The organism is Streptomyces sp. NPDC059909 (genome assembly GCF_042730885.1).
In the GTDB taxonomy this organism is placed as follows: Bacteria; Actinomycetota; Actinomycetes; order Streptomycetales; family Streptomycetaceae; genus Streptomyces.
The window spans coordinates 45,948-70,185 of record NZ_JBHWKX010000027.1 but is presented as its reverse complement, the minus strand read 5'-3'; the positions used below and the strand labels follow the sequence as shown (position 1 = coordinate 70,185).

Annotated in this window: 16 protein-coding genes; 7 read left to right on the top strand and 9 right to left on the bottom strand. The window is 74.0% G+C overall.

What is annotated here, in order from left to right; translation table 11 throughout:
• Positions 1-8 precede the first annotated feature (8 nt).
• From ACFV9O_RS19820 to ACFV9O_RS19795, 6 genes are all read left to right on the top strand, one after another.
• A complete protein-coding gene (locus ACFV9O_RS19820) occupies positions 9-440 on the top strand; it encodes an acyl-CoA thioesterase (RefSeq protein ID WP_385419586.1) in 432 nt (143 codons plus the stop codon).
• Complete coding sequence (locus ACFV9O_RS19815) at positions 437-1,114, top strand: hypothetical protein (protein WP_385419583.1); 678 nt, start codon at positions 437-439, stop codon at positions 1,112-1,114. The genes ACFV9O_RS19820 and ACFV9O_RS19815 overlap by 4 nt, the downstream gene beginning before the upstream one ends.
• Before the next feature lie 180 nt (positions 1,115-1,294).
• Entirely contained in the window at positions 1,295-2,059 is a 765-nt protein-coding gene (locus ACFV9O_RS19810) for an IclR family transcriptional regulator (protein ID WP_385419580.1), read from the top strand.
• Between the two features lie 93 nt (positions 2,060-2,152).
• The gene (locus ACFV9O_RS19805) at positions 2,153-4,636 is read left to right on the top strand and encodes an FAD-dependent oxidoreductase (RefSeq protein WP_385419577.1); all 2,484 of its coding nucleotides are present in this window, start codon (positions 2,153-2,155) and stop codon (positions 4,634-4,636) included.
• A gap of 11 nt (positions 4,637-4,647) precedes the next feature.
• Positions 4,648-5,796 carry an N-methyl-L-tryptophan oxidase gene (gene solA / locus ACFV9O_RS19800; protein WP_385419574.1) on the top strand — a complete coding sequence of 383 codons (1,149 nt, stop codon included), beginning with the start codon at positions 4,648-4,650 and terminating at the stop codon, positions 5,794-5,796.
• Positions 5,793-6,938, top strand: a complete 1,146-nt coding sequence (locus tag ACFV9O_RS19795) for an aromatic ring-hydroxylating dioxygenase subunit alpha (RefSeq protein WP_385419572.1) — start codon at positions 5,793-5,795, stop codon at positions 6,936-6,938. Before solA ends, ACFV9O_RS19795 begins: the two co-directional genes overlap by 4 nt.
• A 75-nt stretch (positions 6,939-7,013) precedes the next feature.
• On the opposite strand, the gene ACFV9O_RS19790 is transcribed toward ACFV9O_RS19795, so the two are convergent.
• From ACFV9O_RS19790 to ACFV9O_RS19775, 4 genes are all read right to left on the bottom strand, one after another.
• Positions 7,014-7,952 (bottom strand): ABC transporter ATP-binding protein, encoded by a 939-nt coding sequence (locus ACFV9O_RS19790; RefSeq protein WP_385419569.1) that lies wholly within the window; start codon positions 7,950-7,952, stop codon positions 7,014-7,016.
• Positions 7,949-10,756, bottom strand: coding sequence for an ABC transporter permease (locus ACFV9O_RS19785; protein ID WP_385419566.1), 2,808 nt, complete (start codon positions 10,754-10,756; stop codon positions 7,949-7,951). Before ACFV9O_RS19785 ends, ACFV9O_RS19790 begins: the two co-directional genes overlap by 4 nt.
• Positions 10,757-10,863: 107 nt before the next feature.
• Positions 10,864-14,289, bottom strand: a complete 3,426-nt coding sequence (locus ACFV9O_RS19780; protein ID WP_385419564.1) for an FtsX-like permease family protein — start codon at positions 14,287-14,289, stop codon at positions 10,864-10,866.
• Positions 14,290-14,412: 123 nt separating this feature from the next.
• On the bottom strand, positions 14,413-14,817 hold the full coding sequence (locus ACFV9O_RS19775) for a globin (RefSeq protein ID WP_385419561.1): 405 nt from the start codon (positions 14,815-14,817) through the stop codon (positions 14,413-14,415).
• Positions 14,818-14,966: 149 nt separating this feature from the next.
• On the opposite strand from ACFV9O_RS19775, the gene ACFV9O_RS19770 reads away from it, so the two are divergent.
• Positions 14,967-15,980, top strand: a complete 1,014-nt coding sequence (locus ACFV9O_RS19770; RefSeq protein WP_385419558.1) for a methyltransferase domain-containing protein — start codon at positions 14,967-14,969, stop codon at positions 15,978-15,980.
• On the opposite strand, the gene ACFV9O_RS19765 is transcribed toward ACFV9O_RS19770, so the two are convergent.
• The 5 genes from ACFV9O_RS19765 to ACFV9O_RS19745 form a co-directional block, all read right to left on the bottom strand.
• Positions 15,958-17,181, bottom strand: coding sequence for an FHA domain-containing protein (locus ACFV9O_RS19765; RefSeq protein ID WP_385419555.1), 1,224 nt, complete (start codon positions 17,179-17,181; stop codon positions 15,958-15,960). The genes ACFV9O_RS19770 and ACFV9O_RS19765 overlap by 23 nt on opposite strands.
• A gap of 94 nt (positions 17,182-17,275) precedes the next feature.
• Positions 17,276-18,634 carry a VWA domain-containing protein gene (locus tag ACFV9O_RS19760; RefSeq protein WP_385419553.1) on the bottom strand — a complete coding sequence of 453 codons (1,359 nt, stop codon included), beginning with the start codon at positions 18,632-18,634 and terminating at the stop codon, positions 17,276-17,278.
• 81 nt (positions 18,635-18,715) lie between these two features.
• Positions 18,716-20,086 (bottom strand): PP2C family serine/threonine-protein phosphatase, encoded by a 1,371-nt coding sequence (locus ACFV9O_RS19755; RefSeq protein ID WP_385419550.1) that lies wholly within the window; start codon positions 20,084-20,086, stop codon positions 18,716-18,718.
• 3 nt (positions 20,087-20,089) lie between these two features.
• Positions 20,090-22,912 carry a tetratricopeptide repeat protein gene (locus ACFV9O_RS19750; RefSeq protein ID WP_385419547.1) on the bottom strand — a complete coding sequence of 941 codons (2,823 nt, stop codon included), beginning with the start codon at positions 22,910-22,912 and terminating at the stop codon, positions 20,090-20,092.
• Between the two features lie 5 nt (positions 22,913-22,917).
• A complete protein-coding gene (locus ACFV9O_RS19745; protein ID WP_385419545.1) occupies positions 22,918-24,234 on the bottom strand; it encodes a hypothetical protein in 1,317 nt (438 codons plus the stop codon).
• Positions 24,235-24,238: the final 4 nt, after the last annotated feature.

Below are 24,238 nucleotides of genomic sequence, written 5' to 3'. Positions count from 1 at the left end.
TCACGTCCATGGCTCGGCACATCTACCAGTGCCCCCTGCGCTGGTCGGACATGGATGCCTTCGGGCACGTCAACAACGTGGTCTTCCTCCGCTATCTGGAGGAGGCCCGGATCGACTTCATGTTCCGGCTGGCGCCGGGGGACGGTTCACCGTCGTTCTCCGGCGGGTCCGTCGTGGCCCGGCACGAGATCGACTACGTACGACCGCTGGTCCACCGGCACGAGCCGGTGACCGTCGAGTCGTGGGTGACGAAGATCGGCGCGGCGTCGCTGACGATCGCGTACGAGATCAAGGACCCGGATCAGGTGTACGTCCGGGCCTCGACCGTCGTCGTGCCCTACGACCTGGCGGCGGCGCGCCCGCGCCGTATCAGCGCCGAGGAGAAGTCCTTCCTCCAGGAGTACCTGGACGACGGCGTGGAGGGCGCGCTCGCGGCATGACAGCGCCCGTGCAGACCCTGCGGCTCGCCGACGCGAGGGAGGCGGCGGATCTCGCCGCCTTCCTCGGCCGGCTGATCCACTACGACCGCGCCGCCGCCGTCCGGATCCAGGCCGGCGGCGGGGCGCTCGCCGTGTTCGGCAGGCCGCCGTCGTTCGACGTCCTCGCGATCCGTACGGCCCGGCTCGCCGGGCCCGACGAGGCCGCCCGGCTGGATGTGACCGTCTCGGCCGGCGAACTGCTGGAGTCCGTGCGGGGCGCCGAGCTCGCCGTCCCGGCCGCGGTCACCGGCCCGCCCTGGGCCGGGGTGCTGCCCCCGCGCGGCGGCTGGCGGGAGCTGCAGGGACTGCCCGGCGTCACCGAGATGCGGGGCGCGGTCGCGGCCGCGGTCGCCGAGTTCCGGGCCCGTGACGAGGCGCTGCCGCCCGTTCGCCGCACCCGCGCCGAACGGGACCGCATCGGCCGCGAGATCTGGTCCCGCACCCTGGGCGACACCGACCTGCCGCTGCGGGCCGTGCACGCCGCCCAGTCGCTGGGCTTCCTGCGCCCGACGCCGGAGGGCGTGCCCGGAGCGGCGCTGCTCGCGGCGGGCAGCTGGCTCCGGCTGCGGACGCCGTTCGGCTCGATCGCCGTACGGACGGCCGGACTCGGCCTGCTCACGGTCACCCCCACCTGAACCCCGGACCCTCCCTCCGAACCCCTGCCGCGGGCTCGGAACCCCGCCCGGACCTCGCCCGGAACCACCTGAGGAAACTCGTCCGCATAAGGTCTTCCGGACCGGGCAGATGAGCCGTCAGCGCGATCTGTGCAACGGGAATGCGCCATACGCAACACCTGCGTCAGGGGGCTCCTTGCGATGACGGACAAGGCGAGTGCCGTGCAGTCGGTGGACCGTGCCGTGAGCGTCCTGGAGAGCCTGGCCAGGCACGGCGAGGCCGGGGTCACCGAGATCGCCGACGAGCTGGGCGTCCACCGCTCGACCGCGTTCCGCCTGCTCGGCGTGCTGGAGAACCGCGGCCTCGTCGCCCAGTCCAGGGACCGCGGCAAGTACTACCTCGGCGCGGGGGTGCTGCGACTCGCCGGGGCCGCCGCGGTCCGGCTCGACATCTCCCAGGAGGGCGTGCCCCTCTGCCGCGAACTCGCCGACGAGGTCGGCGAGACCGTGAACATCGCCGTGCTCGACGGCTCCGCCGCCGTCAACATCGCCCAGGCCCGCGGACACGCCTCCGTCACCACCTACAACTGGCTCGGCCGCCGTACCCCGCTGCACGCCACCTCCAGCGGAAAGGTGCTGCTCGCGCACGGCCCCGCCGCGGTCAGGGACGAGGTCCTCGCCGGCCGCCTGGAGCGCTTCACGGAACGTACGGTCACCTCGCCGCAGGCGCTGAGGCAGCAGCTGGCCGCCACCGCCGAGCGCGGATTCGCCACCGCGGTGGAGGAGTTGGAGATCGGGCTGAACGCCGTTGCCGCGCCCGTACGCGGCCACGACGGAGCCGTGCTCGGCGCGCTCAGCACCTCCGGGCCCGCGTACCGGCTGGGGGAGGAGCGGCTGCCGGGACTGGCGGACCGTACCGTCGCGGCGGCGCGTGAGCTGTCGCGCCGTCTCGGCCACAGCGGCTGACCTCCGCACGCCGCCCTCCGCCGCGGGTCCCACCCCGGACGCCCCGCACGGCCTCCGCCCGGAGCCAGCCGGTCATTTACAAAGCGTTAACCCATGACTCTTGACGGTCACCACGCCGCGTTCCCACTATGTCTCCCATCGCGCAATCCGTCGTGCAGTACGCAACAACGGAGGGGTAGGAACGTGCCCAGTACGCGAGTGGTCGTCATCGGTGCCGGAATCGTCGGCTGTGGGCTCGCGGACGCGCTCACCGCACGCGGCCGGTACCACGTCACTGTCCTGGAGAAAGGCGCGCTGCCCACGCCGGGCGGCTCCACGTCGCACGCCCCCGGACTGGTCTTCCGTACGAATCCGTCCCGGACGATGAGCGCGTTCGCGGGCCGCACCATCGAGAGGTTCACCGAGCTCGGCGCCTTCGACCCGGTCGGCGGCCTCGAAGTGGCCACCACCCCCGCCCGCCTGGCCGACCTCCACCGCAAGGCGGGCCTCGCCGCCTCCTGGGGCGTGCGAGGCGAGATCATCGGTCCCGGACGCTGCGGGGAGCTGTGGCCGCTGCTCGACACCGACCGGATCCTCGGCGGCTTCCACACCCCCGACGACGGGCTGGCCCGCGCCGTGGACGCGGCCGACGGCATGGCCCGGCGGGCGGCCGCCCGCGGGGCCCGCATCCTCGACCGGCACACCGTCACCGGCATCACCCAGGACAACCACCAGGTCACCGGCGTCGTCACCGACCGGGGCACCTTCCCCGCCGACATCGTGATCTCGGCGGCCGGGTTCTGGGGGCCGGTGATCGGGGCGATGGCCGGGGTGACCGTACCGCTGCTGCCGCTCGCCCATCAGTACGCCACCACAGCGCCCCTGCCCCAGCTGGTCGGCGCCACGCACGAGTTGCCGATCCTGCGCCACCAGGACCGCGACCTGTACTTCCGCACGCACCGAGACCGGATCGGCATCGGCTCGTACGCCCACCGGCCCATGCCCGTGGACCCGTTCGCCACCGACGGCTCCGAACTGCCTTTCACCTACGAGGACTTCGCAGCCGGCTGGGACGACGCCGCCGCGCTGCTGCCCGCCCTGCGCGAAGGGGCGGCGGCGAGCGGGGCCCGGGCCGTCGACCACGCCTTCAACGGGATCTTCTCCTTCACACCCGACGGAATGCCGCTGCTCGGCGAGTCCCGTGAGCTGCGCGGTTTCTGGCTCGCCGAAGCCGTCTGGGTCACCCACTCGGCCGGAGTCGCCGAAGCCGTCGCCGACTGGCTCACCGACGGCCGCCCACCCCTCGACCTGCACGAATGCGACGTCGCCCGCTTCGAGACCGCCCAGCTCACACCCCCGTACATCGCCGGGCGCAGCGCGCGGAGCTTCATCGAGGTGTACGACATCGTGCACCCCCTCCAGCCGCCGGAGCAGCCGCGGCCGCTGCGCACCAGCCCCTTCCACCCGCGCCAGTGCGAGCTCGGCGCGTACTTCCTGGAGGGCGGCGGCTGGGAGCGGCCGCACTGGTACGAGGCCAACGCCCCGCTCGCCGCAGGACTCACGCTCCCCGCCCGCGACCCGTGGTCCGCACTCCACTGGTCGCCCATCGCCGCCGCCGAGGCGCTGGCTACGCGCGAGCGGGTCGCGCTGTACGACATGACACCGCTACGGCGCATCGAGGTCACCGGACCCGGCTCGCTCGCCTTCCTCCAGCGCATGACGACGAACCAGCTGGCGCGGAAGCCCGGTGCCGTGACGTACACCCTGCTCCTCGACGAGGGCGGCGGGATACGTTCCGACCTGACCGTCGCCCGGCTCGGCCCCGACCGCTTCCGGATCGGCGCCAACTCCCCGGCCGACCTCGACCGGCTGGCCCGCCATGCCCCCGACGGCGTCCACGTCCGCGACATCACCGCCGGCACCTGCTGCATCGGGGTCTGGGGCCCGCTCGCCCGCGAGCTCGTCCAGCCGCTCACCGACGACGACTTCTCGCACACCGGCTTCGGCTACTTCCGCGCCAAGGAGACGTACATCGGCCATGTGCCGGTGACGGCGCTGCGCGTCAGCTACGTCGGCGAGCTCGGCTGGGAGCTGTACACCAGCGCCGACCTCGGGCTCAGCCTCTGGGACACGCTCTGGGACGCCGGCCGGGACCTCGGTGTGATCGCCGCCGGACGCAGTGCCTTCACCTCCCTGCGCCTGGAGAAGGGCTACCGGGCCTGGGGCCAGGACATGTCCGTCGAGGACAACCCCTACGAGGCCGGACTCGGCTTCGCCGTCCGCCCGGACAAGGGGGATTTCGTCGGACGCGACGCCCTCGAACCCCATCGGATCCGCCGCCGCCTCACCTGCCTCACCCTCGACGATCCCGGCGCCGTCGTCCTCGGCAAGGAGCCGGTGTACGTCGACGGCGAGGTCCGCGGTCACATCACCAGCGCCGGTTACGGCTACACCATCGGCCGCTGCGTCGCGTACGCCTGGCTCCCGTCGCTCGCGCCCGGCACCTCCGTCCACATCGAGTACTTCGGTGAGAAGATCGCCGCGACCACGGCCGAGGAGCCCCTGGTCGACCCGCAGATGGACCGTATCCGCAGGTAGAGGAGTACTCCGTGGCACCGTCACCGTCCTACGACGTGATCGTTCTCGGCCTCGGCGGCATGGGCAGCGCCGCCGCGCACCATCTCGCGGCACGCGGCGCCCGCGTCCTCGGCCTGGAGAAGTACGGCCCGGCGCACAACAAAGGCTCCAGCCACGGCGGTTCGCGCATCACCCGCCAGTCGTACTTCGAGGACCCCGCCTACGTACCGCTGCTGCTGCGCGCGTACGAGCTGTACGAGCGGCTGGAGCGGGACAGCGGCCGGGACATCGCCACCCTCTGCGGCGGTGTGATGATCGGCCGCCCCGAGTCCCGTCCCGTCGCCGGTGCGCTGCGCGCGGCACGGCAGTGGGATCTGCCGCACGAGATGCTCGACGCGAAGGAACTGCACGACCGCTTCCCGACGTTCACACCGCAGGACGACGAGGTCGCCCTGTACGAGGCGAAGGCCGGGCTGCTGAGGCCGGAGAACACCGTCGCGGCCCACCTCCAGCTCGCCGCCCGCGACGGCGCCGAGCTGCACTTCGAGGAGCCGGCCACGCGCTGGGAGACGTACGGCGAAGGGGTGCGCGTCCACACCGCCGACAGTGTGTACAGGGCGGGACAGCTCGTCATCTGCCCGGGTGCCTGGGCGCCCGAGCTGCTCGCGGACCTCGGGGTGCCGATCACCGTCGAGCGGCAGATCATGTACTGGTTCCAGCCCACCGGAGGCACCGGCCCGTACACCCCCGACCGGCACCCCATCTATGTCTGGGAGGACGCCGACGGGGTCCAGGTCTACGGCTTCCCCGCCATCGACGGCCCCGAGGGCGGCGCCAAGGTCGCCTTTTTCCGCAAGGGCACCGTCTGCACCCCGGAGACCATCGACCGCACCGTCCACGACGACGAGGTACGGGCCATGGCGAACCAGCTCGCACCCCGTGTCCCGACCCTCCCCGGCACCTTCCTCAAGGCCGCCACCTGCATGTACTCCAACACGCCCGACGAGCACTTCGTGATCGCCCGCCACCCCGCTCATCCGGAGTCGGTGACCGTCGCCTGCGGATTCTCCGGGCACGGCTTCAAGTTCGTCACCGTCGTCGGCGAGATCCTCGCCGATCTGGCACTGACCGGTGCGACCGCGCACCCCATCGACCTGTTCGCCCCAGGGAGGCCGCTATGACCGCCATGACGTCCGGCCCCAGCCTCATCGCGACGCTCCCCGGACGGGCGTACACCGATCCCGGAACCTTCCGCCGTGAACAGGAGCGGATCTTCGAGGCCTTGTGGTTCTGCGCGATACGCTCCGCCGAACTGGCCGGGCCCGGTGCGTACCGCACGGTCCAGGTCGGCACCGAGAGCGTCCTGATCACCCGGAACGCGGACGGCGCGCTGCGGGCCTTCCTCAACGTCTGCCGGCACCGCGGCGCCCGGCTGTGCGCCGAGCCCGCGGGCGAGGTCCGCCGTACCCTGCGCTGCGCCTACCACGCCTGGACGTACGACCTCGACGGCAGACTCGTCGCCGCGCCCAACCTGGCGAGGATGAAGGACATCGACCGCGACGCGTACGGGCTGCGGCGCGTCGCGCTGCGCGAATGGCTCGGCTACGCGTGGGTGTGCCTGGCCGACGAACCCCCGTCCTTCGAGGACACGGTCATGGGGGCGGCCGTCGAACGGCTCGGCGAGGCCGCGGCGATCGACCGCTACCGCACCGAGGAGCTCGTCGTGGGCCGCCGCATCCGGTACGACGTCGCGGCCAACTGGAAGCTGATCGTCGAGAACTTCATGGAGTGCTACCACTGCGCCACGATCCACCCCGAACTCACGGATGTCCTCCCGGAGTTCGCGCGAGGGTACGCCGCCCAGTACTACGTCGGGCACGGCGCCGAGTTCGCCTCCGCGGCGCAGGGCTTCACCGTCGACGGCAGCGAGGGCTTCGGCCGGCTGCCCGGGCTCACCGATGCGCAGGACCGCCGCTACTACGCCGTCACGGTGAAGCCGCAGGTCTTCATCAACCTCGTGCCCGACCACGTGATCGTCCACCGGATGTTCCCGGTGGACGTCGCGCGCACGGTCGTCGAATGCGACTGGCTGTACGCGCCGGAGGTCGTCGCGTCGGGGGCGGACGTGTCCCGGTCGGTGGAGCTGTTCCACCGGGTGAACGTGCAGGACTTCGAGGCGTGCGAGCTCACGCAGCCGGCGATGGATTCCCGCGCGTATCGCGGGGGCGGGGTGCTGGTGCCCAGCGAGCACCACATCGGCGCGTTCCACGGGTGGGTGACGGCCCGGCTGGTGGAGGCAGGCCCTCGGGCCTCCGGGGCGTGACCGGAACCGTTCCGCAGGCCCGCGAGTCCGTCCTCGAACGCCGGACGGGTTCACATGAGAGGCCCCCGCAGGTGGCTAGCGGTTCGCGTCGTCGGGCCAGACCCCGATGTGGTCCTGTTCCAGCTCCAGCATCACCCGGTGTTCCATGCCCAGCGCCGCCGTGTACTCGGCGGGCAGCTGCAGCCGTCCCGCCCGGTCCAGCGTCGCGTACTCGCGTGCCACCACCGACTCCCGGCCCTCCGCGTCGATCTCCGTGCGGCGCAGCACCTCCGAGGACGTCCGGCCGTCACGGATCGCGACGGTGCGGCGGACCTCGCTCGCGACCGCCTGGTCGTGCGTGACGATCACGATCGTCGTGCCGAGCTCCTCGTTGGCCCGGCGGAAGGCCGCGAAGACCTGTTCACCGGTCGCGGAGTCCAGCTCGCCGGTGGGCTCGTCGGCGAGGAGGACGGAGGGGGAGTTGGCGAGGGCGACGGCAACGGCGACGCGCTGCTGCTGGCCGCCGGACATCTGCTGCGGGTGGCGGTCGCGGCAGTCGGCGACACCGAGCATCGCCAGCAGCTCCTGTGCGCGTTCAGCCTTCTTCTTCGTACGGCCCCGCAACTGCATGGGCAGGGCCACGTTCTGGGTCGCCGTCAGGTAGGGGAGGAGGTTCCGGGCGGTCTGCTGCCAGACGAAGCCGACGACGTCGCGGCGGTAGCGGAGCCGGGCCTTCGCGTCCATCGCGAGCAGGTCGCAGCCCGCGACCTTCGCGGCGCCCGCGGTGGGGACGTCCAGGCCGGCGAGGATGTTCATCAGCGTCGACTTGCCACTGCCGGACGCGCCGACCAGGGCCATCAACTCGCCCTCCTGGACGAGCAGATCGAGCCCCTGGAGGGCCTGCACCTCGACGCCGTCCGCGCTGAAGATCCGTACGAGCCGGTCGCACGCGATCAGCGCGTCGTGTCCGTACGCGGGCCGGTCGCGGCGCGCCGCGGCCCGCTGCTCCAGCTCCGCGAGGCTGGTGTCGGTCATCGCATGTCTCCTGCCCTGAGTTCGGTGATCGATCCGCGGCGCCCCGCCCACCACGCCTGCCCGGCGGCCACCGCCCCCGCCAGCGCGACGACGCCCGCCGCGGGCAGCGCCAGCGACCACGGGTCGGCGCGCAGCGACGCGCCGTCCACCGGGGCGAGGCCCGGTGCCGCGGCCAGGGCGAGTCTGCCCAGGTCGATGCCGGGGGCGAGGAGCAGGATCGTGGCCCAGCCGACGAGGATGCCGCCGCCGGCGGCGAGCAACGCCTGGGGCAGTGACTCCAGGCCGAGCAGCTGACGGCCCTGGCGGGTGGTGAGGCCCATGGTGCGCAACCGGGCCAGCAGCGCGGCCCGTTCCGGTGCGGTCTGCAAGAGGGAGAGCAGCAGGGCGAGTACGGCGTAGCCGGCGCCGGCCGCGATGGCCGCCGCGTAGATCCGCTCGGCGCCCGACTGGAGGGGCGAGTCGGTGAACGCGGCCCGTTCCTCGCTGCGGAGCGTCACGGAGAGGTCCGTGCCGGACCCGCGCACGACCGCCGCCCGCAGGGCCTTCGCCTCCATGCCCTCGCCCGTGACCAGCAGCGTGGTGGGGGCGGACGGCTTCAGGGCCGCAGCGTCGACCAGCAGGAAGTCCGATGCGGGCGCGGCCGGGGTGCCGGGGCGCACCGCGACGATGCGTACGGTGACGTCACCGGCCAGGGACGTGATCCGGCGCGGTGCCGTGCCGAGCCGCTCGGCGACACGGGGCGAGGCGACGGCGTCCAGCACACCACCGGTGCTCTTCAACGCGTCGGCCGGGAAAGCCCCGAGGCCCAGCTGCCGGGCCAGCCCCGCGTACGGCCCGGGCTCCACCCCGATCAGCGTCAGGGTCTTCCTGCCGCCGGCCGGGTCTCCGGATCCGTCTCCGGTCCCGTTCCCGGTGCCCGTCCCCACAGCGGACCCGCCGGACCCGCCGGACGCGAGCTCCGCCATGCGGTCGATCCGTACGGCCGTCACGTCCTTCACGCCCGCGACATCCCGCACCGCCCCTTCCGCCCCCACGGGCAGCGGCGTCGTGTCGCCGGGACCCGAGATCCGCGCGTCCGCGCCCGTCGCCACCAGCGCCGCCCGGTCCCGGGCGTCCGCGACCCCCGCGAGTACGGAGCCGCCGAACGCCGCCGTGGTCAGGGCCATCAGCAGCGCCAGCAGCGGCAGCGCACCCGTCGCCGACGAGCGTCCCGAGCGGGCCAGCGACAGGAAACCGACGGCTCCGCGCAGCCGCCCTGCCGGACCGGCGGCCCAGCGCAGCGGCAGCGGACAGAGCCGTACGAGCACGAGCGCCGCGATCAGCCCGACCAGCACCGGAGCCGCACTGACCAGGTGGTCCCCCGCGACGGTCGTGCCGCGCCGCCGCAGCGCCACCACCGCGCCGACGGCCAGGACCAGCAGGGTCAGGTCGGCCACCGTACGGCGCTTGCCGGGCTTCGCGTGGGCGAGGTCGTCGCGCTCCCCGTGCGCCCGCGGTCTGCGGTGCAGCACGATCGCCCGCACCGGCAGCGCGGCGCAGGCGAGCAGCGCCACCGCGCCCGCGCCGGCGACCGCGGGCAGCAGCCGGGCCTCGTCCACGGCGAGGACGGCGAGCAGCAGACCGGCGGCGGCCGCCGGCAGCGCGACCACGGCGGTCTCGCCGAGGAGCCGTCCGCCGATCCCGCGCAGTGAGCCGCCGCGCGAGCGGAGCAGGGCGAGCTCGGCGGCCCGCCGCGCGGCGAGCAGCCCGCCGGTCATGGCCAGGACGACGGCGGCGATCGCGCCGATCCCGAACGCCGCCACCGCGACGACGGGCGCGATCGCCTCGCGCATCGACGTGTACGAGGCGAGGCTCGTCTCCAGGCCCGTGCTCAGGGCTGCTGCGCTACCGGCGATGTCCCGCAGCTTCAGCAGCTCCGGCCCGCCTTCGAGGGACGCGATCCGGTCGACGAGCTCCGGCACGTCCTGCGCGGTGAGCTGTCCGGTGGCGGGCGCGAACCGCCAGTACGCCTCCGGCTGTGCCTGCGTGCCGAGGAGTGCGGGAGCGGCGTCGGGAGCCAGGAGCAGGGCTGCCTCCCAGTAGTACTGGGGAGGCTTGGACTGTACGGCGGCCATGCCCGGCGTACGGAGCACGGACTCCGCCGACCAGTAACTGCCCTGCGGCAGACGGGGTTCGACGATCCCGGTGATGTGCACGGCCAAGGGGACGGAACCGTCGCCGGCGACGTGGACGACGGAACCGATGCCGAGGTGCAGTGCCTCGGCCGTCGCGACGGTCGCCGCGCCCTCCACGACCTTGGTGTCGGACGTCACTCTCCCGGCGGCGACGGGCAGCCGGCCCTTCCGCAGGGTGGCGTGGGCGGCCATGTCCGACTGTGCGGCCAGCGTGAAGCGAGGCGGCAGCACGTAGGGGCGCGGCAGCCACTTGTCCGTACCGACGAGCGTCTTGGAGGTCCGCACCCCGAACGCCGACTGTCCGGCATCCGCCCTTACCGGCTCGGGCAGGGCCTCCATCGCCTCGCGGTGAACGGCCGCGAGCGCTTTCGGCCGCACCACGTCCTCCCGCGCCGCCGGCGGCAGTTCCAGCCGCGGCTGCAGCGCGCTCAGCTCCAGCACCGTGTTGCGGGGCGGGGCGCTGCCGACGTCGTGCCGGAGCCCTTCGGCCTCGTACGCATCGACGGCCCGCGGCAGTACGGCGGCGAGGAACGCCGTGACCAGCACGAGCACCCCGAACGCGACGGCCGCCAGGGGTGCGGTCCGCAGCCTCGTCCGGATCCACGGTGCGACACCGCGCTCACGCGCCATGACGGCCTCCCGCGCTGCGGCGCGCCGACGGACGGCGGAGGCCGCGACGGCTGAGGCCAGGACGGCCGAAGCCAGGACGCCTGAGGTCAACAGGGCACAGAATCATGTCAGTTGTCCCCCTGGTGGCGGAGTGAGACGGCGGGATCCGCGCGGCGGACGGCGATCGCGGCGGCGATCAGCAGCGGGAGAGCGGCGACGCCCGCGAGGAGCAGGGCCACGTGGGAGACGGGCAGTTCGACCAGGACCCGCGGCACCGGCTGGGTGGCCTGCCCGGTCAGGAGGACCAGGGGCACGACGGCCCGGGTGAGGACGGCTCCCAGGCCGAGACCCACGAGCAGACCGATCGCGATCAGCAGGCTCTGCTCCGCGGCGACCAGCCGGGCGAGGCCCCGGCGCGGCGCGCCCAGGGCGCGCAGCACGGCGAGTTCGGCGGAGCGCTCGCGGAGCGAACCGGTCGCGCTCACCCCGAAGCCCACCGCGGCCAGCGCGGCCGCGGCCACCGCGACCGCCATCAGCGCCGCGCGAGGACCGGCGCCGAGCGGGTCGTCCAGCAGCTCGGCGGCGGCCTCGTCGCGGACGAGGACCTGGTCCGGATCGGTGTCGGGGCGTGCCCGCAGTGCGGACGCGACCTGCGCGGCCTTGCCGGGGGCGGCGCTCAGCCACCACTCGTTGGGGCCGAGCGGGGTGCTCGCCCGATCGGCGAACACGGCGTTGACGGTGCGCAGATCGAGCAGCAGCGCACCCCCGTCCCGGGAACCCGGCCCGCCGGCGGCGCCGGTTTCCGTTCCGGGTCCCGTTCCCGCCCCGGCCCCGGCTCCCGACCCCGGTCCGGTCGTCGGCAGCTCCCGTACCGACTTCACGATCGTCACCCGCAGCGGTTCCCCGGCCAGCGTCACCTCGATGCTGTCGCCCGGCCGCGCCCCGGCCGCCCGCAGAAAGCCGTCCGTCGCCACGGCCGGGATCCGTGCCGGGGGAGCGGTGCGTGCGACGCCGATGCGGACGGTGAAATCCGATGGCACGATGAACGATTCGCCCGGTACGGGCGCGGCGAACCCCGTCCCGTACGCGACCGTCAGCGGCACCGCCTCCGATGCGGCGGGACTCAGGGCCACCCGCGGGCGGGCCTCCCCGTCCTCCGTCTCGTGCTTGCTGCCCTGCCAGCGCACCCCGGAGGACGCGTGGACCGGGCGGGCGGTCCCGCCGGGGCCCGTGGCCAGCAGCCGTTCGACGCGCAGCACGTGCCGCTCGGAGGTCCTGTCCGGGGCCCGGCCGTCGAGTTGCAGCCCGGTCAGGCCCAGCGGCCCGGCGGGTGCGGTGCGGGCCCCGGACGCGGACACGTCGAGATCGAGCGTGACGGGATGGACCCGCCCGTCCACGGGCACCTTCCCCGCGCTCAGCCGGTACGGAATGCCGTAGCGGTCCTCGACGACGACGGTGACCAGAGGCGCGAGCCCGGCGCGGGAACGGCCGGACGGCGCCCCCTCGTCGCTGATCCGCAGGTCGAGCGTGAGCCGCCGGGTGCCGTCCGGAAGCGGGAGCGCGCGCGAACCGGCGGGGGTCTTGGGCGGCGCGACCGCCCGCAGCAGCCCCTGCGCCGGCTCGTCCGCGAGATCGCCGCGCAGCAGCAGCCCCTCGTCGGCGCGCGCCGTGTCGAGCGCGAGCACCGTCGCCGTACGGTCGCCGGACAGGTCCACCGTCGCGCGATGGGCGGGCGCGGCCTCGCGCACCCCGGGCAGCGAGGTGTACAGCCCGGCCTGCCCCGGCCCGCCGGGCCTGCTGTCGAGCACCCGTACCGAAGCGCCCGTACCGAAGTCCGCCTGGTCGCCCTGCGACCGCTCCCACGACGCGCTCTGCCCGATCGCCAGCATGCCCATCGCCACGGCGAGCACCAGCAGCAGCACCGGACCCGCCCCGCGCAGCGGGCGGCGGCTGAACTGCCAGCCCGCCAGCGCCGCCGGCAGCCCCCGGCCGCTCGCGGCGCGCCGTTCCGCGAGCCGTGCCGCGGGCGGCAGCAGACGCAGCGTCAGCACCGTGCCGGCGAGCAGCGCCAGGGCGGGCGCCGCGACGAGCAGCGGATCGATGCCCAGGTCGCCCTCGCGGTCACCGCTGAGGGCGCCGGTGCCGGACGATCCGGTCTGCCGGTCCAGTTGCCAGTACGCCACCGCCGCGATCACCAGCAGGCCGACATCGGCCCCGGCGCGCACCGGCGCGGGCAGCGCCGCGGCACGGACACGCCGCAGACGCCCCGACGTGTCCGCCGTCGCGGCGAGCGCGGGCGCGACGACCGCCGCCGCGCAGCACACCGCGACCCCGGCCGCGACCAGCCAGACCTGGCCCGTCGGTGCGTCGCCGAGCCGCAGCCCGATCCGGTCGAGCGAGGACGTCCCCGCGAGCAGCCGGGTCAGCGGAGCCGACAGCAGCGGGGCGCACACAGCGGCCGGTACGGCCAGCAGCAGCGCCTCCAGCGCGGCGAGACCGGCGACCCGGCGGCGCGAACCCCCGCGCGCCCGCAGCAGATCGGTCTCGCCCGACCGTTCCGTACTGAGCAGCCGGGCTACCAGCAGCAGCGCGTACCCGGCGAGCAGCACCAGTTGCACGGCCACGATCATCAGCGTGGACCGGGACACGAGCAGCGCCCGACCGGTCCGGTCGAGGACGGTCGGGAGAGCCGTCCTCACGGTCGCGCCGCCCCCGAACGCCGGGTCCTCGCGCAGTGCTTCGGACGTGCGCGCGGACGCCTCGCGCAGCGCGCCGATCCGGTCGGTGGTGATGCCCCGGTAGTCGGCGCCCGCCACCCAGGCGGTGGTGCCCGCGGAGGTGCGGCCGGAGGCGAGGACGGACGGGTCGGTGAGCAGCGGGCCGTAGGTGGTGAAGACGACGGTACGGACCCCGCGCCCGCCGAGGGTGTCCAGCTGCCAGTACGGATCGGCGGTGTCGGCGGCCCGGTAGACACCGGTCACCCGGACCGTCAGCGGTGTGCCGCCCAGCCGGTCGGTGAGCGCGAACCGTGCCCCGGGGCGCAGCTTCAGCTGCTCGGCGGCGGCTTCGGGCAGGGCGACGGGTACGGGGGCGGCGTCGCTGCCGGCACGGGCGCGGGCGTCGCCGGCCGGGGCCGGTCCTGGCAGCGTGCCCGCGACGAGCCTGATCCGGGAGCGGTCCAGGGCGGCGAAGTGGGTGAGATCGGGCTCGCCCTTGCGGGCATCGGGGGCCTGGAGGGAGCGCGGCAGTGCGTACGGCCCGGAGCGCTCCAGCTTCCGCACGGTCACCGGCAGCCCGTCGAAGGTCTGCCGCGCGCCGCTGACCGCGGCCTCCTGCGCCTCGTCCCGCCGGTCCCGCGGCACGTTCGCGCTGATGACCAGCGAGGCGGAGTCGGCGGCCGGGCCGCGCAGGGTGTGCCGCAGCGCCGCGTCCCCGACGGAGCCCTGGAGCGAGGCGAGGGCGGCGAGGACGGACGTGGTCAGCAGGACCGCGAGGAGCGCGGCCGCGAGCAGCAGCCGGTGCGCTCCCACGCGCAGGAATAGGAATCCCGTCACCCGTCCCCCCCGTCCAACCCCGATCGAACGTTCATCGGATGCTTTCAGAGGGCACCCGGACGGGAAAGCGCTTCCAGGGCGATATGGGCCGACCTTGACGCGATCGTGATCAGTACCGAGGGTTCAGCCTGCGGTGTTGACCATGGACGCGGCCGCGTAGGTGAGGTACTTCCACAGCTGCCGCTCGTGCTCCTCCGAGAGGCCCAGCTCGTCGACCGCCACCCGCATGTGCTTCAGCCAGGCGTCGTGCGCGGCCTTGTCGACGGTGAACGGCGCGTGGCGCATCCGCAGCCGGGGATGGCCGCGGTGATCGCTGTAGGTGCGGGGGCCGCCCCAGTACTGGATGAGGAAGAGCGTGAGCCGCTCCTCGGCCGGGCCCAGGTCCTCCTCCGGGTACATCGGGCGCAGCAGCGGGTCCTCGGCGACACCCTCGTAGAAGCGCCGTACCAGGCGCCGGAAGGTCTCCTCGCCGCCGACCTGCTCGTAGAAGGTCTGCTCCTGAAGTGTGCCCCTCGGAATCTCGTTCACCGTTCCATGGTCTCAGACGGGCCGGCGGAGGACCCGGGCCCTAGGTCCTCCCCTGGACTCCGTCCGGAACCACCCGCAAGTACCCGCCAGTAGCCGCAAGTACGCACCAGGTGCTCGCTTCCCGCGTGGGCGCGCAGGAAAGTGGAGGTATGGGTGCACAGCGGGACGCTCCTCCGGTCCGGGACCCCTTCGCGGGGCCCGCCGCCGAGGTGCGGCGCGCGCTGGTGCGGCGCATCGCCGCCACGGGCGCGCTGGAGGACCCCGCGTGGCGGGCCGCCTTCGAGGAGGTGCCGCGGCATCTGTTCGTGCCGTACTACTACGTCTCCACCTTCGCCGGGTACGAGCGGCTGTGGTGCGGGGACCGCGATCCGGACCGGCGTGACCGCTGGCTGAGGGGTGCGTACGCCGACGGGCCACTCGCCACCCGCGTACGGGACGGGCAGCTCCTCTCCTCCAGCAGCCAGCCCTCGCTGATGGCCCGCATGCTGGCCGCACTGGACGTACGGGACGGGCACCACGTCCTGGAGATCGGCGCCGGCACCGGCTACAACGCCGCCCTGCTGTCGCACCGGCTCGGCGACGCGCTGGTGACGACCGTCGAACTCGAGCCGGAGATCACCGAGTCCGCGCGGGCCCATCTCGCGGCGGCCGGCTACCACCCCACCGTGATCACCGGCGACGGTGCGCGCGGCTGCCCCGAGCGCGGCCCCTTCGACCGGATCATCGTGACGTGCACCCTGCCGTCCGTCCCGCAGGACTGGCTCGGGCAGTGCCGCCCGGGCGCCCGGATCCTCGCACCGCTCGCCACCGGGCTGGTCGCGCTGCGGGTGCGGGACGCCGGCCATGCGGAGGGGCGCTTCCTGCACACCGCTGCGTACTTCGTCCCGCTTCGTGGTGGAAAGCCGGTGCGCTCGCCGGTCCCGCACGCCGCGGGGCTGCCGCGGCGGGTCGCCGACAGTGATCTGTTCCACTTCCTGCTCGCGCTGACCGCGGGCAGCCTCGATGCGCACGAAGCGCTCTCGCTCTGGCAGCGCGAGAAGCGGCCGGAGCGGGAGCGCTTCGGTGTCACGGTCAGCGGCGGGCGCCAGTGGGCCTGGCTGGACGACCCCGAAGGGCCGTACGCCTGGTCCCTCGGCGACGCTACTGCCCCCGGCGAATGGTGATCGTCGTCCAGGCGCCGACGTGCACCCGGTCGCCGTCCTGCAGCGGGACGGGGACGTAGGGCTGGATCGGCTCCTCGGCGCCGTTCACCGTGGTGCCGTTGGTGGAGTTCTGGTCGACCACCGCCCAGGTGCCGTCCGGCTGCTGGACCAGGACCGCGTGCTGGTGCGAGACGCCCGGGTCCTCCGGCGGAACGGACAGGTCGATGTCGGGCGCCTCACCGGTGGAGTGCCGGCGGCGGCCGATGGTGACCTGGTTGCCGGAGAGCGGACGCTGCTGCTCCGGCGAGTACGCGGGCAGGTTCAGGCCGGCGGCCTCGGGGCCGCTGCGCTGCATCATCGCCATGAAGTACTCACGGTCCGGCGCGATGACCGCCGTCCAGCCCGCGGGGGCCTGGTACTGCTGCTGCGGCGGCCCCTGCTGGTGCATGGACTGCGGCGGCTGCGGCGGCTGCGCCTGCGAGGGCGGCGGCAGCACCCAGTCGTCCCCGCCGCCCTGCGGCTGCTGGGGCCCCGGCGCCGGCGCCGGGACGGCCTGCGGGAATCCGGGCTGGGAGGGCATCGGGGCCTGACCCGGCCGCTGGAACGCCTGCGGCGGGGCGGGCGGTCCCGACTGCTGGAACGCCTGCGGAGGTGCCGGCGGACCGGACTGCTGGAACGCCTGCGGGGGCGCGGGCGGGCCCGGCCGGTGCGGCTGCTGGGCCTGCGGCGCCGACGGGTCGCCGGTCAGCGGCTCGGCAGGCCGGTTCATCTGCGAGGGCCGCGAGCTCTGGTACTCGAACGGGTCCGGCGGGCGCGGCGGCTGCTGCTGCTGCGCCTGGAAGCCGGGCGGAAGGTTCAGCCCGGGCACCGGACCGCCGGGGCCACCAGGACCACCGGGGCCACCGGGAGGACGGCCGGGCGGGGCCAGCGGCGTGTACGACGTCGCCGTGTTCGTGAGGAAGTTCCAGCGGCACTCCTCGCAGAACGGCGCCATCGCCTCGCGCGGCGTACGGCACTGCGGGCAGAGTTCCGCCTGGGCCGTGGCGTCGGGGTTGCCAGGACCGGGGTAGCCGTACCCCGGCGCGCGCGGCGAGGGAGCCGGCGGCGGGGGTGGCGGAGGCGGCACCGCGCCCGCCGGAGCCCCCGCCCCGGCCATGCGATGGCCGCAGACCTCGCACCAGTCGTCGGAACCCGACTGGTGTCCGTTCGGGCAGGTCGGCATGTCGGTGCTTCCCCCTCTCCTTACGTCAGGCCCGCGCAAGGGCCGGACACGTCCTACTGCTGCGCGTTCTGCTGCAACGCGTTGCGCTTCAGGTCTACTTCTTGACGCGAACTGTCTTTGTGGAGCGCGTTTCGAGAGTCATCTCGTCCGCCTCCGCAACCTTCGCCTTCAGTCGCACAGTACCCGTCGCCACATCGACGACGTCCACCACCTTCGCAAGCAGTTTCGCAGTGCCCTCGTTCCCCGAGGCAGCGGCCAGCTGTACGGCACGCCCCAGTTTCGCCGTCGCGCCGTCGATGTCCCCCGACTTGCGGGCGTCCAGCCCCTGCTGGATGACCTGTGCCAGTTCGGCCTGCCCGGTGTAGTGCGCGACCTGCGGATTGATCGACGTCGAAGCTGCCATGTCGTCCGTCCACACCGCCCGCACCAGACCCTGGGAGAGGGTCTGCGGGGTGCCGCCCGCCGGGTCGGGCAGGATCAGCGAGACCCGGGCCGCGAGCATCTCCTGACCGATGTTCGCCCGCGGCACCTTCACACACACGTGATAGTCACGGGACTCGTCGCCCCACGAGCCGGTGGGGTAGTCCCCGGCCCGGGGGCCGGCCTCCGTGCGCCGGCCGGTCAGCTCCTCGACGGTGGGCGCCACCTGCTTGACGAACATGATCTCCACGCCGACGGGTGTCCACAGCCGCAGCGACACGTCCGCGACCTCCTTGCCCATCGCGTTCTCCATCATCCGCGTGAAGTCCGCGGCGAGACCGGACGGGTCGGCCACGATGTCGGCGCTGCCGAGGAGCGCCGAGGCGATGCCGGTGACCTCCTTGACCTCCCAGTCCGTCCCGACACCGCGGGCGTCACAGGTGAAGCGGCCCGCGCAGGCGTCCAGGGCGGCCCTGAGGTCCTGCGGCGACTCGTGCTCGTTGCGGCCGTCGGTGAGCAGGATGCCGTGGCGGATCGTGACGTCCGCCGTCTGCAGCAGCCGGTCGGCCAGGCGCAGCCAGGTGCCGATCGCGGTGCCGCCGCCCGCGCTCAGCTTGCGCAGCGCCTCCTTCGCCTGGGCGCGCGTCGTCGCATCGGCGATCGCGAGGCCGCCACCGCCCGGGTAGACCTCGTTGGCCACATGCGTACCCGCGACCACGGCGAAGGCCGTGCCGTCGCGCAGGGTGTCGATGGCCGCGGCCGTGGCGTCGCGCGCGTTGCGCATCTTCGTCGGCGGGTAGTCCATCGAGCCCGAACAGTCGACCATGAGCACCACGGCGGCGTTCGGCCCCTTCCCCGGTACGGACGAGGGGGAGGCGGATACCCCGGCGAGCGGGACACCACCGCTCGTGCCGCCTCCGGTGGAGGTGACCGTGACGATCGCGTTCACCTCGCGACCACCCTCGGGCAGGAACTCGTTCTGGTACACCTCGACGGAGAACTGCGGCACGTTCGACTTCGAGAAGTTCGCCATCGGATCTGGCTCCTTGAGCTCCACTGACAGACAGAATTGACAAAGGGGTTGCCGGACGGGCGAAGCGGACGACGGCCTTGTTCAGGCCGATCCTGCCCCTTGCTCCACGACGGCGAACGGCAGCACGGCCACTGTTACGTTGTCGTGGCCGCCGCCGTCCAGCGCATGACCGACCAGCACCTGGGCCGCGGCCAGCGGGCGGTCCGCGGCGTCCGGCGGCAGGATCCGGGCCATCTCCCCGGCGGCCTCCGCGTAGTTCCACAGGCCGTCCGTGCAGACGACGACCACACCGGGGCGGTCCGGCTTGAAGGCGGCGGTGTGCGGCTCCAGTTCGTACGCATCCGCGCCGAGCCAGCCCGTGATCGCGTGGGCGCGCTCGTCCGCGTACGCCTCGGCCTCGCTCATCAGGCCAGTGGCGACCATCTGGGCCGCCCACGAGTCGTCCTCGGTGAGACGGGCCGGCGGGCCGAGGCGGTCGTCGGGCACCCAGTACGCCCGGCTGTCGCCGACCCAGCCCACGACCAGCAGACCGGCCGCGACGACGGCGCCCACGAGCGTGCACGCCGGTGCGTTCTGATGGCGGTGCGGATCGTGCTCCATCGCCCCGGCGGGCTCGGCCGCCAGCGAGTTGACCGCCTCGGCCGCCGCGACGATCGCCTCGTGCATCGCCTGCTGCGGGTGGACACCGCGGGGCAGCGACTCCAGCAGCGACTCGTTGGCCGCGCCGGCGGCCGCCGCCGAGGCGTCGTCCGGGCGGGTGGCCGACGACACGCCGTCGCAGACGATCGCGATGACCGCGGGGGAGCCGTCGGGCAGCGCCGTCGAGGAGACCGCGAACGAGTCCTCGTTGCGGTGGTGGCGCAGGCCGCGGTCGCTCACCGCGGCCACCGCGCCGAGCTCCTGTTCCATGTGGTCCCGCTCGCGGGGCTGGGCGTGCCCGCAGTTCTCGCAGTAGCCGTCGGTGTTGACATGGCCGGCGCGGCAGGCGACGCAGACCTTCGTCCCGGCCGGGGGTGTCGCGTGCGCCGCGGACGGGACGGCGGCGGCGCGGGGATCGGGGGCGGCGAGCTCGAAGTCGCCCGAGGCGGACGCGGTGTTCGCGGCCGGGCCGACCGGGGTGGCCGGGGGCGGTGCGGCGTCCGGGCCGTCGAAACGTACTGCCGCCGAGGGCAGCGGACGACCGCCCGTGCCTGTGCCTGTGCCTGCGCCCGCGGCCGGGCCCGCGCCCGGCGGCTCCTCAGCGGGCCGCTGCGGGCGCGCAGGGGCGCCGGGGCTGTCCGTACCGCCCGCCTCCGGCCGCTCCACCGGGGTGCCGATGGCGATCGTGGGGTGGTCCTGCGGCGGCTCCGGTACCGCCGACAGGTCGTACCCGCACGCACCGCAGAACAGGTCGGTCGACTCCAGGGGCTCCTCGCAGCTGGGGCACGCGGAGAGCTGGTGCATCCGGTCCATCACTCACACCCACGTCCGGGGGCGGAAACGGTTGGCCCGCTCCACCAGTTCGATGCGCTCCTCGCCGTTCTGCGCGAGCCGGGCGAGCACCCGGAACGAGCGTTCCAGTCCGAAGCGCAGTCCGCGCTCGTCCAGTTCGCTGCCGAGCAGGACTGTCGCGGCGGGCCGGGCCCCGGGACTACCGGAGAGTACCCAGTCCAGCGCCGTGCCCAGCACCTCTGTGGACAACCGCTCCCGGCGCACGGCGTCCAGGCCGAACCCGTGGAGTGCGGTGACCTGGTCGGCGGCGGCGGTCAGATCCTCGATCAGCGGGTCGTGCGCGGCGCGCCGGCGCAGCCTCGCACGGACCGCGGCGACCCGCGCGGCCGTGTAGTGGATCGACGCCTCGGGCACGGACTCCAGCGTCCGTACGGCCCCGACGCGGTCGCCCGCGGCGAGCTGCACCCGGGCCAGCCCGAACGCGGCGCTCACATAGCTCGGGTCCGTCGTCCACACGAGCCGGTAGTACTCCGCGGCGTTGTCCAACTGGCCCAGCACCTCGGCGCAGACGCCGAGCGCGAGCTTCGGCGCGGGCTCGCCGGGGAAGGCGTCGTAGATCGCGTCGAAGGACAGCGCGGCCGTCTCGTCGTCACCGGTCGCGAGGGACGCGATGCCGCGGTACCAGACGACCCGCCAGTCGTCGGGGTGCCGGGCCTCCAGATCGGCCAGCGACGTCGTCGCGGAGCCGAGGTCGCCCATCTCGAGACGGGCGCGCAGCTCCCGCAGCCGCAGCTCCACGGAGCTCGCGGGCGCGGAGTGCAGCGCGGCGATCAGCTCCGCGGGGGCGGAGGCCATCAGGCCCGCCAGGAAGCCCGCATTCGGGTCGTTCGGGTCGACCCGCGGCACCGGGAGCGCCAGCGCGGTCGCCCGCGCGTCGAGCCCGGCGAGGTGCGGCCGCGCCGCGGCGGCGGTGTGCGGTGCCGGCATCTCGCTGCGGGGCGAGGGCAGCACGGCCTGCGTCGCCGCGTACGCGAACGCATGCCCTCCCGGGCCTCCGGGAATTCCGGCCCCGCCGTTCCCCGCACCCCCGGGCAGGTATCCGGCGCCTCCGGCAGCCGCACGGGAGTCCGGCACCCCGGTCAGTGCGCCCGCGCCGACGGCGGCGCCGCGGCGGCGGAAACCGCCCTTGCGGGCGGGGGTGGTCCGCGCTCCCAGCACCGACACCTCGCCGTCCAGCTCGGCGAACAACTCCGTGTCCGTCACGCGCAGTTCCGTGCCGAACAGCGTCGACAGCGAAGGACGGGGCCGCCCCGTCTGCAGCGCGACGACCTCCCGCAGGACGCCCGTCAGCTGGTCCGCCATCTCCTGCGCGGAGGCGAACCGGCGCGCCGGATCCGGGTCGGTCGCCCGCACGAGCAGCCGGTAGAAGGACTCGTAGGTGTGGAACACCTCGATGTTGTCCGGGTCGGGGAGCGAGTCCACGAACACGTTCGTGTAGCCCTGGAAGTCGAACGTCAGGACCGCCAGCGTGCGCGCGACCGTGTACAGGTCGGAGGCGACCGACGGGCCCACCTCCGCCACCTCGGGGGCCTGGTACCCCACGGTGCCGTAGATCGCCGACTCGTCGTCGTCCATCCTCCGTACCGCGCCCATGTCGATGAGCTTGAGCTGGTCCTCGGTCTGGATGGCGTTGTCGACCTTGAAGTCGCAGTACAGCAGGTTGCGGCTGTGCAGATGGCCGAGGGCCTCCAGCGCCTCGATCCCGTACGCGCAGGCCTGCTCGACCGGCAGCGGGTCACGCTTCCCGTCGGGGGCGCGGCGCTCGTTGGCGATCTCCTTGAGGGACTTGCCGCCGACGTACTCCATGACGATGTAGCCGTCCAGGGAGCCCGTCCGCTGGTCGAGGTGCTCGACGAAGTTGTAGATACGGACGATGTTGGAGTGCTCGATCTCCGCGAGGAAGCGGCGCTCCGAGATCGCCGCGGCCATGGCGTCCTGGTCGCCGGTGTCGAGCAGGCCCTTGAGGACGACCCAGCGGTCCGAGACGGCCCGGTCGATGGCGAGGTAGATCCAGCCGAGACCGCCGTGCGCGAGGCAGCCGATCACCTCGTACTGCCCGTGCACGATGTCGCCCGCGCGCAGCTTCGGCACGAACGAGTACGGGTGGCCGCACTTGGTGCAGAAGCCCTCCGTGCGGCCCGGGCGGTCGCCCCGCGCACGCCCGACCGGCGCGCCACAGTCGCTGCGGCTGCAGTACCGCTTCCGCTCGGGGACCTCGGGGTTCTCCATCACCGCGGAGCGCGGGTCGGGGCGCGGCACCTCCGGCACCGTGACCAGGCCCGCGCCCAGCCGGTTGCGCCCGGACGCCGCGGCGCTGGAACCGGAGCTGCGGACCGACACCGAACGGCCGGTGCTGCGGCCGGACAGCGAACGCGACAGCCGGCCCGAGACCGACCGCCGGGACGTCGAGGAGCGCGACGACCGCGAGGACTTGGTCGACGACCCGGCGGACGACCGCGAACCACCCCTGGCCGAGCCGCTGTTGCCGCTCCTGGCGCCGCCGGCGGTGATCCCGGTGGGCGGTGACGACAGTGATCCGTTCACCGAGACGACCGGGGCGAGGCCGCAGGTGTCGCAGTACAGCTCGCCGCCGCCGACGTCCTCGTAGGACCCCTCGCAGCCGGGGCGCTGGCATGCGGGCAGGGCACCGCTCGCACTGCCGCCGCCCGCACCCACGCCCGCTCCGGTGGCGGTGTCGGGCGCGAGGCCGCAGGTGTCGCAGTACAGCTCGCCGCCGCCGACGTCCTCGTAGGACCCCTCGCAGCCCGGGCGCACGCACTTGGTCATGGCACTCACGATTCCCCCTGTTGGCCAGTACGGTCCCTCGGGCCCGCCTGCCGCGGCACCAGGACCTCTGCCGCCGCCCGCTGATAGCGCAGCACCGCCTGCTCGGCGGCGCGCAGATCGCAGGGTGCGCTCCACAGCATGCGGCGCGCCGCGTCGTAGCGCTCGATCAGCAGCGGGTCCTCCGCCATGCCGTGGCGGGCGACCTTCGCCTTGTACGCGTCGAGGCGGCCGCGCAGCTCCGCGCGGACCGCGAGCGGCGCCGTCACCGCCGTCAACGACTCGCGGGCGCGCAGCAGTTCGTCCTCGGCGTCCCGCTCCAGCGACTCCAGCAGCGGTGAGAGCCGGTGCCACTGGGCGTGCCGGCGGTACTCCGCGGCCGTGGCGAGCCGTTCCTGCAGAGCCGTCGGGGGGCCGCTGACCGCGGGGACCTCCGACGCGGCGATCTTCGCCAGCACCTCGCCGCGCGCCGCCCGGGCCTCCGCGAGGGTGCGGTCCGCGCGTGAGAGCACGTCCCGCAGTCGCATCAGCCGCTCCTCCGAGTCCTGCCGCACCGCGAGAACCGCCTCGATCTCACGCCGGACGTCCTCCAGAGCGCGGGCCGCGCGGTCGTACCGGTCGGTGTCGGGGCGGCCGCCGCCCGGTGCCGAACTCGCCGCCGCGGGCGCCCAGAACGCCAGCGGATCCGACACCACCTGCGCACGCAGCGCGGACAGTTCGTGCGTGATGGACTCCAGGTCGTCGCCGGCCGGATGCTCGCCCGGCCGCACGCCCACCGAGTGGGCGAGGGAACGGGTGCGCTGCAGCTCGGCGGAGAGCAGATCTATCCGGGCGGGCAGCGCCGACCAGACCGCGTCGGCGGCCACGACCATGTCCAGCGAGCGCGCGTACAGCTGGTTCATCCGGCCCACCAGGGCCTCCAGCGTGAACCGCTCGGAGAGCTTGGCCGGTCCCGTGATCGACGGGGACGGGTGTGCGGCGGAGCTTGCGATCGTGACGCTCGGGCCGCGCAGCCGGTCCGTCAGCTCGACCAGGTCGTCCCGGTTCGGCCAGCGGCGCCGCGCCCGCGCGTCACGCGCGGCGGTGAGCGCCGCCGTGTACGCGTCGAAGTAGCTCCACAGCAGCGTGATCGCCTGCTCCGTGGAGGCCCAGCGGTCCTTGGTGACACCCGTCAGCTCGGCGCCCTCCAGGAGCCTGCGGCCCGCGTGGTCCTGCAGGGCGAGGAGCGAGGTCTCTATGGCCTCGTGCTCCTCCCCGAGCCGCGCCAGCGCACGGTCCACCTCGTCCCGGTCCATTACCGGCCCGGGGGGTCCCGCGACGCCCATCGAT

Coding starts and splice junctions, on each gene's coding strand:
- ACFV9O_RS19820 (WP_385419586.1), top strand. CDS start 9: ATGGCTCGGCACATCTACCAGTGCCCCCTGCGCTGGTCGGACATGGAT.
- ACFV9O_RS19815 (WP_385419583.1), top strand. CDS start 437: ATGACAGCGCCCGTGCAGACCCTGCGGCTCGCCGACGCGAGGGAGGCG.
- ACFV9O_RS19810 (WP_385419580.1), top strand. CDS start 1,295: ATGACGGACAAGGCGAGTGCCGTGCAGTCGGTGGACCGTGCCGTGAGC.
- ACFV9O_RS19805 (WP_385419577.1), top strand. CDS start 2,153: ATGACTCTTGACGGTCACCACGCCGCGTTCCCACTATGTCTCCCATCG.
- ACFV9O_RS19795 (WP_385419572.1), top strand. CDS start 5,793: ATGACCGCCATGACGTCCGGCCCCAGCCTCATCGCGACGCTCCCCGGA.
- ACFV9O_RS19790 (WP_385419569.1), bottom strand. CDS start 7,952: ATGACCGACACCAGCCTCGCGGAGCTGGAGCAGCGGGCCGCGGCGCGC.
- ACFV9O_RS19785 (WP_385419566.1), bottom strand. CDS start 10,756: ATGGCGCGTGAGCGCGGTGTCGCACCGTGGATCCGGACGAGGCTGCGG.
- ACFV9O_RS19770 (WP_385419558.1), top strand. CDS start 14,967: ATGGGTGCACAGCGGGACGCTCCTCCGGTCCGGGACCCCTTCGCGGGG.
- ACFV9O_RS19765 (WP_385419555.1), bottom strand. CDS start 17,181: ATGCCGACCTGCCCGAACGGACACCAGTCGGGTTCCGACGACTGGTGC.
- ACFV9O_RS19760 (WP_385419553.1), bottom strand. CDS start 18,634: ATGGCGAACTTCTCGAAGTCGAACGTGCCGCAGTTCTCCGTCGAGGTG.
- ACFV9O_RS19755 (WP_385419550.1), bottom strand. CDS start 20,086: ATGGACCGGATGCACCAGCTCTCCGCGTGCCCCAGCTGCGAGGAGCCC.
- ACFV9O_RS19750 (WP_385419547.1), bottom strand. CDS start 22,912: ATGACCAAGTGCGTGCGCCCGGGCTGCGAGGGGTCCTACGAGGACGTC.
- ACFV9O_RS19745 (WP_385419545.1), bottom strand. CDS start 24,234: ATGGGCGTCGCGGGACCCCCCGGGCCGGTAATGGACCGGGACGAGGTG.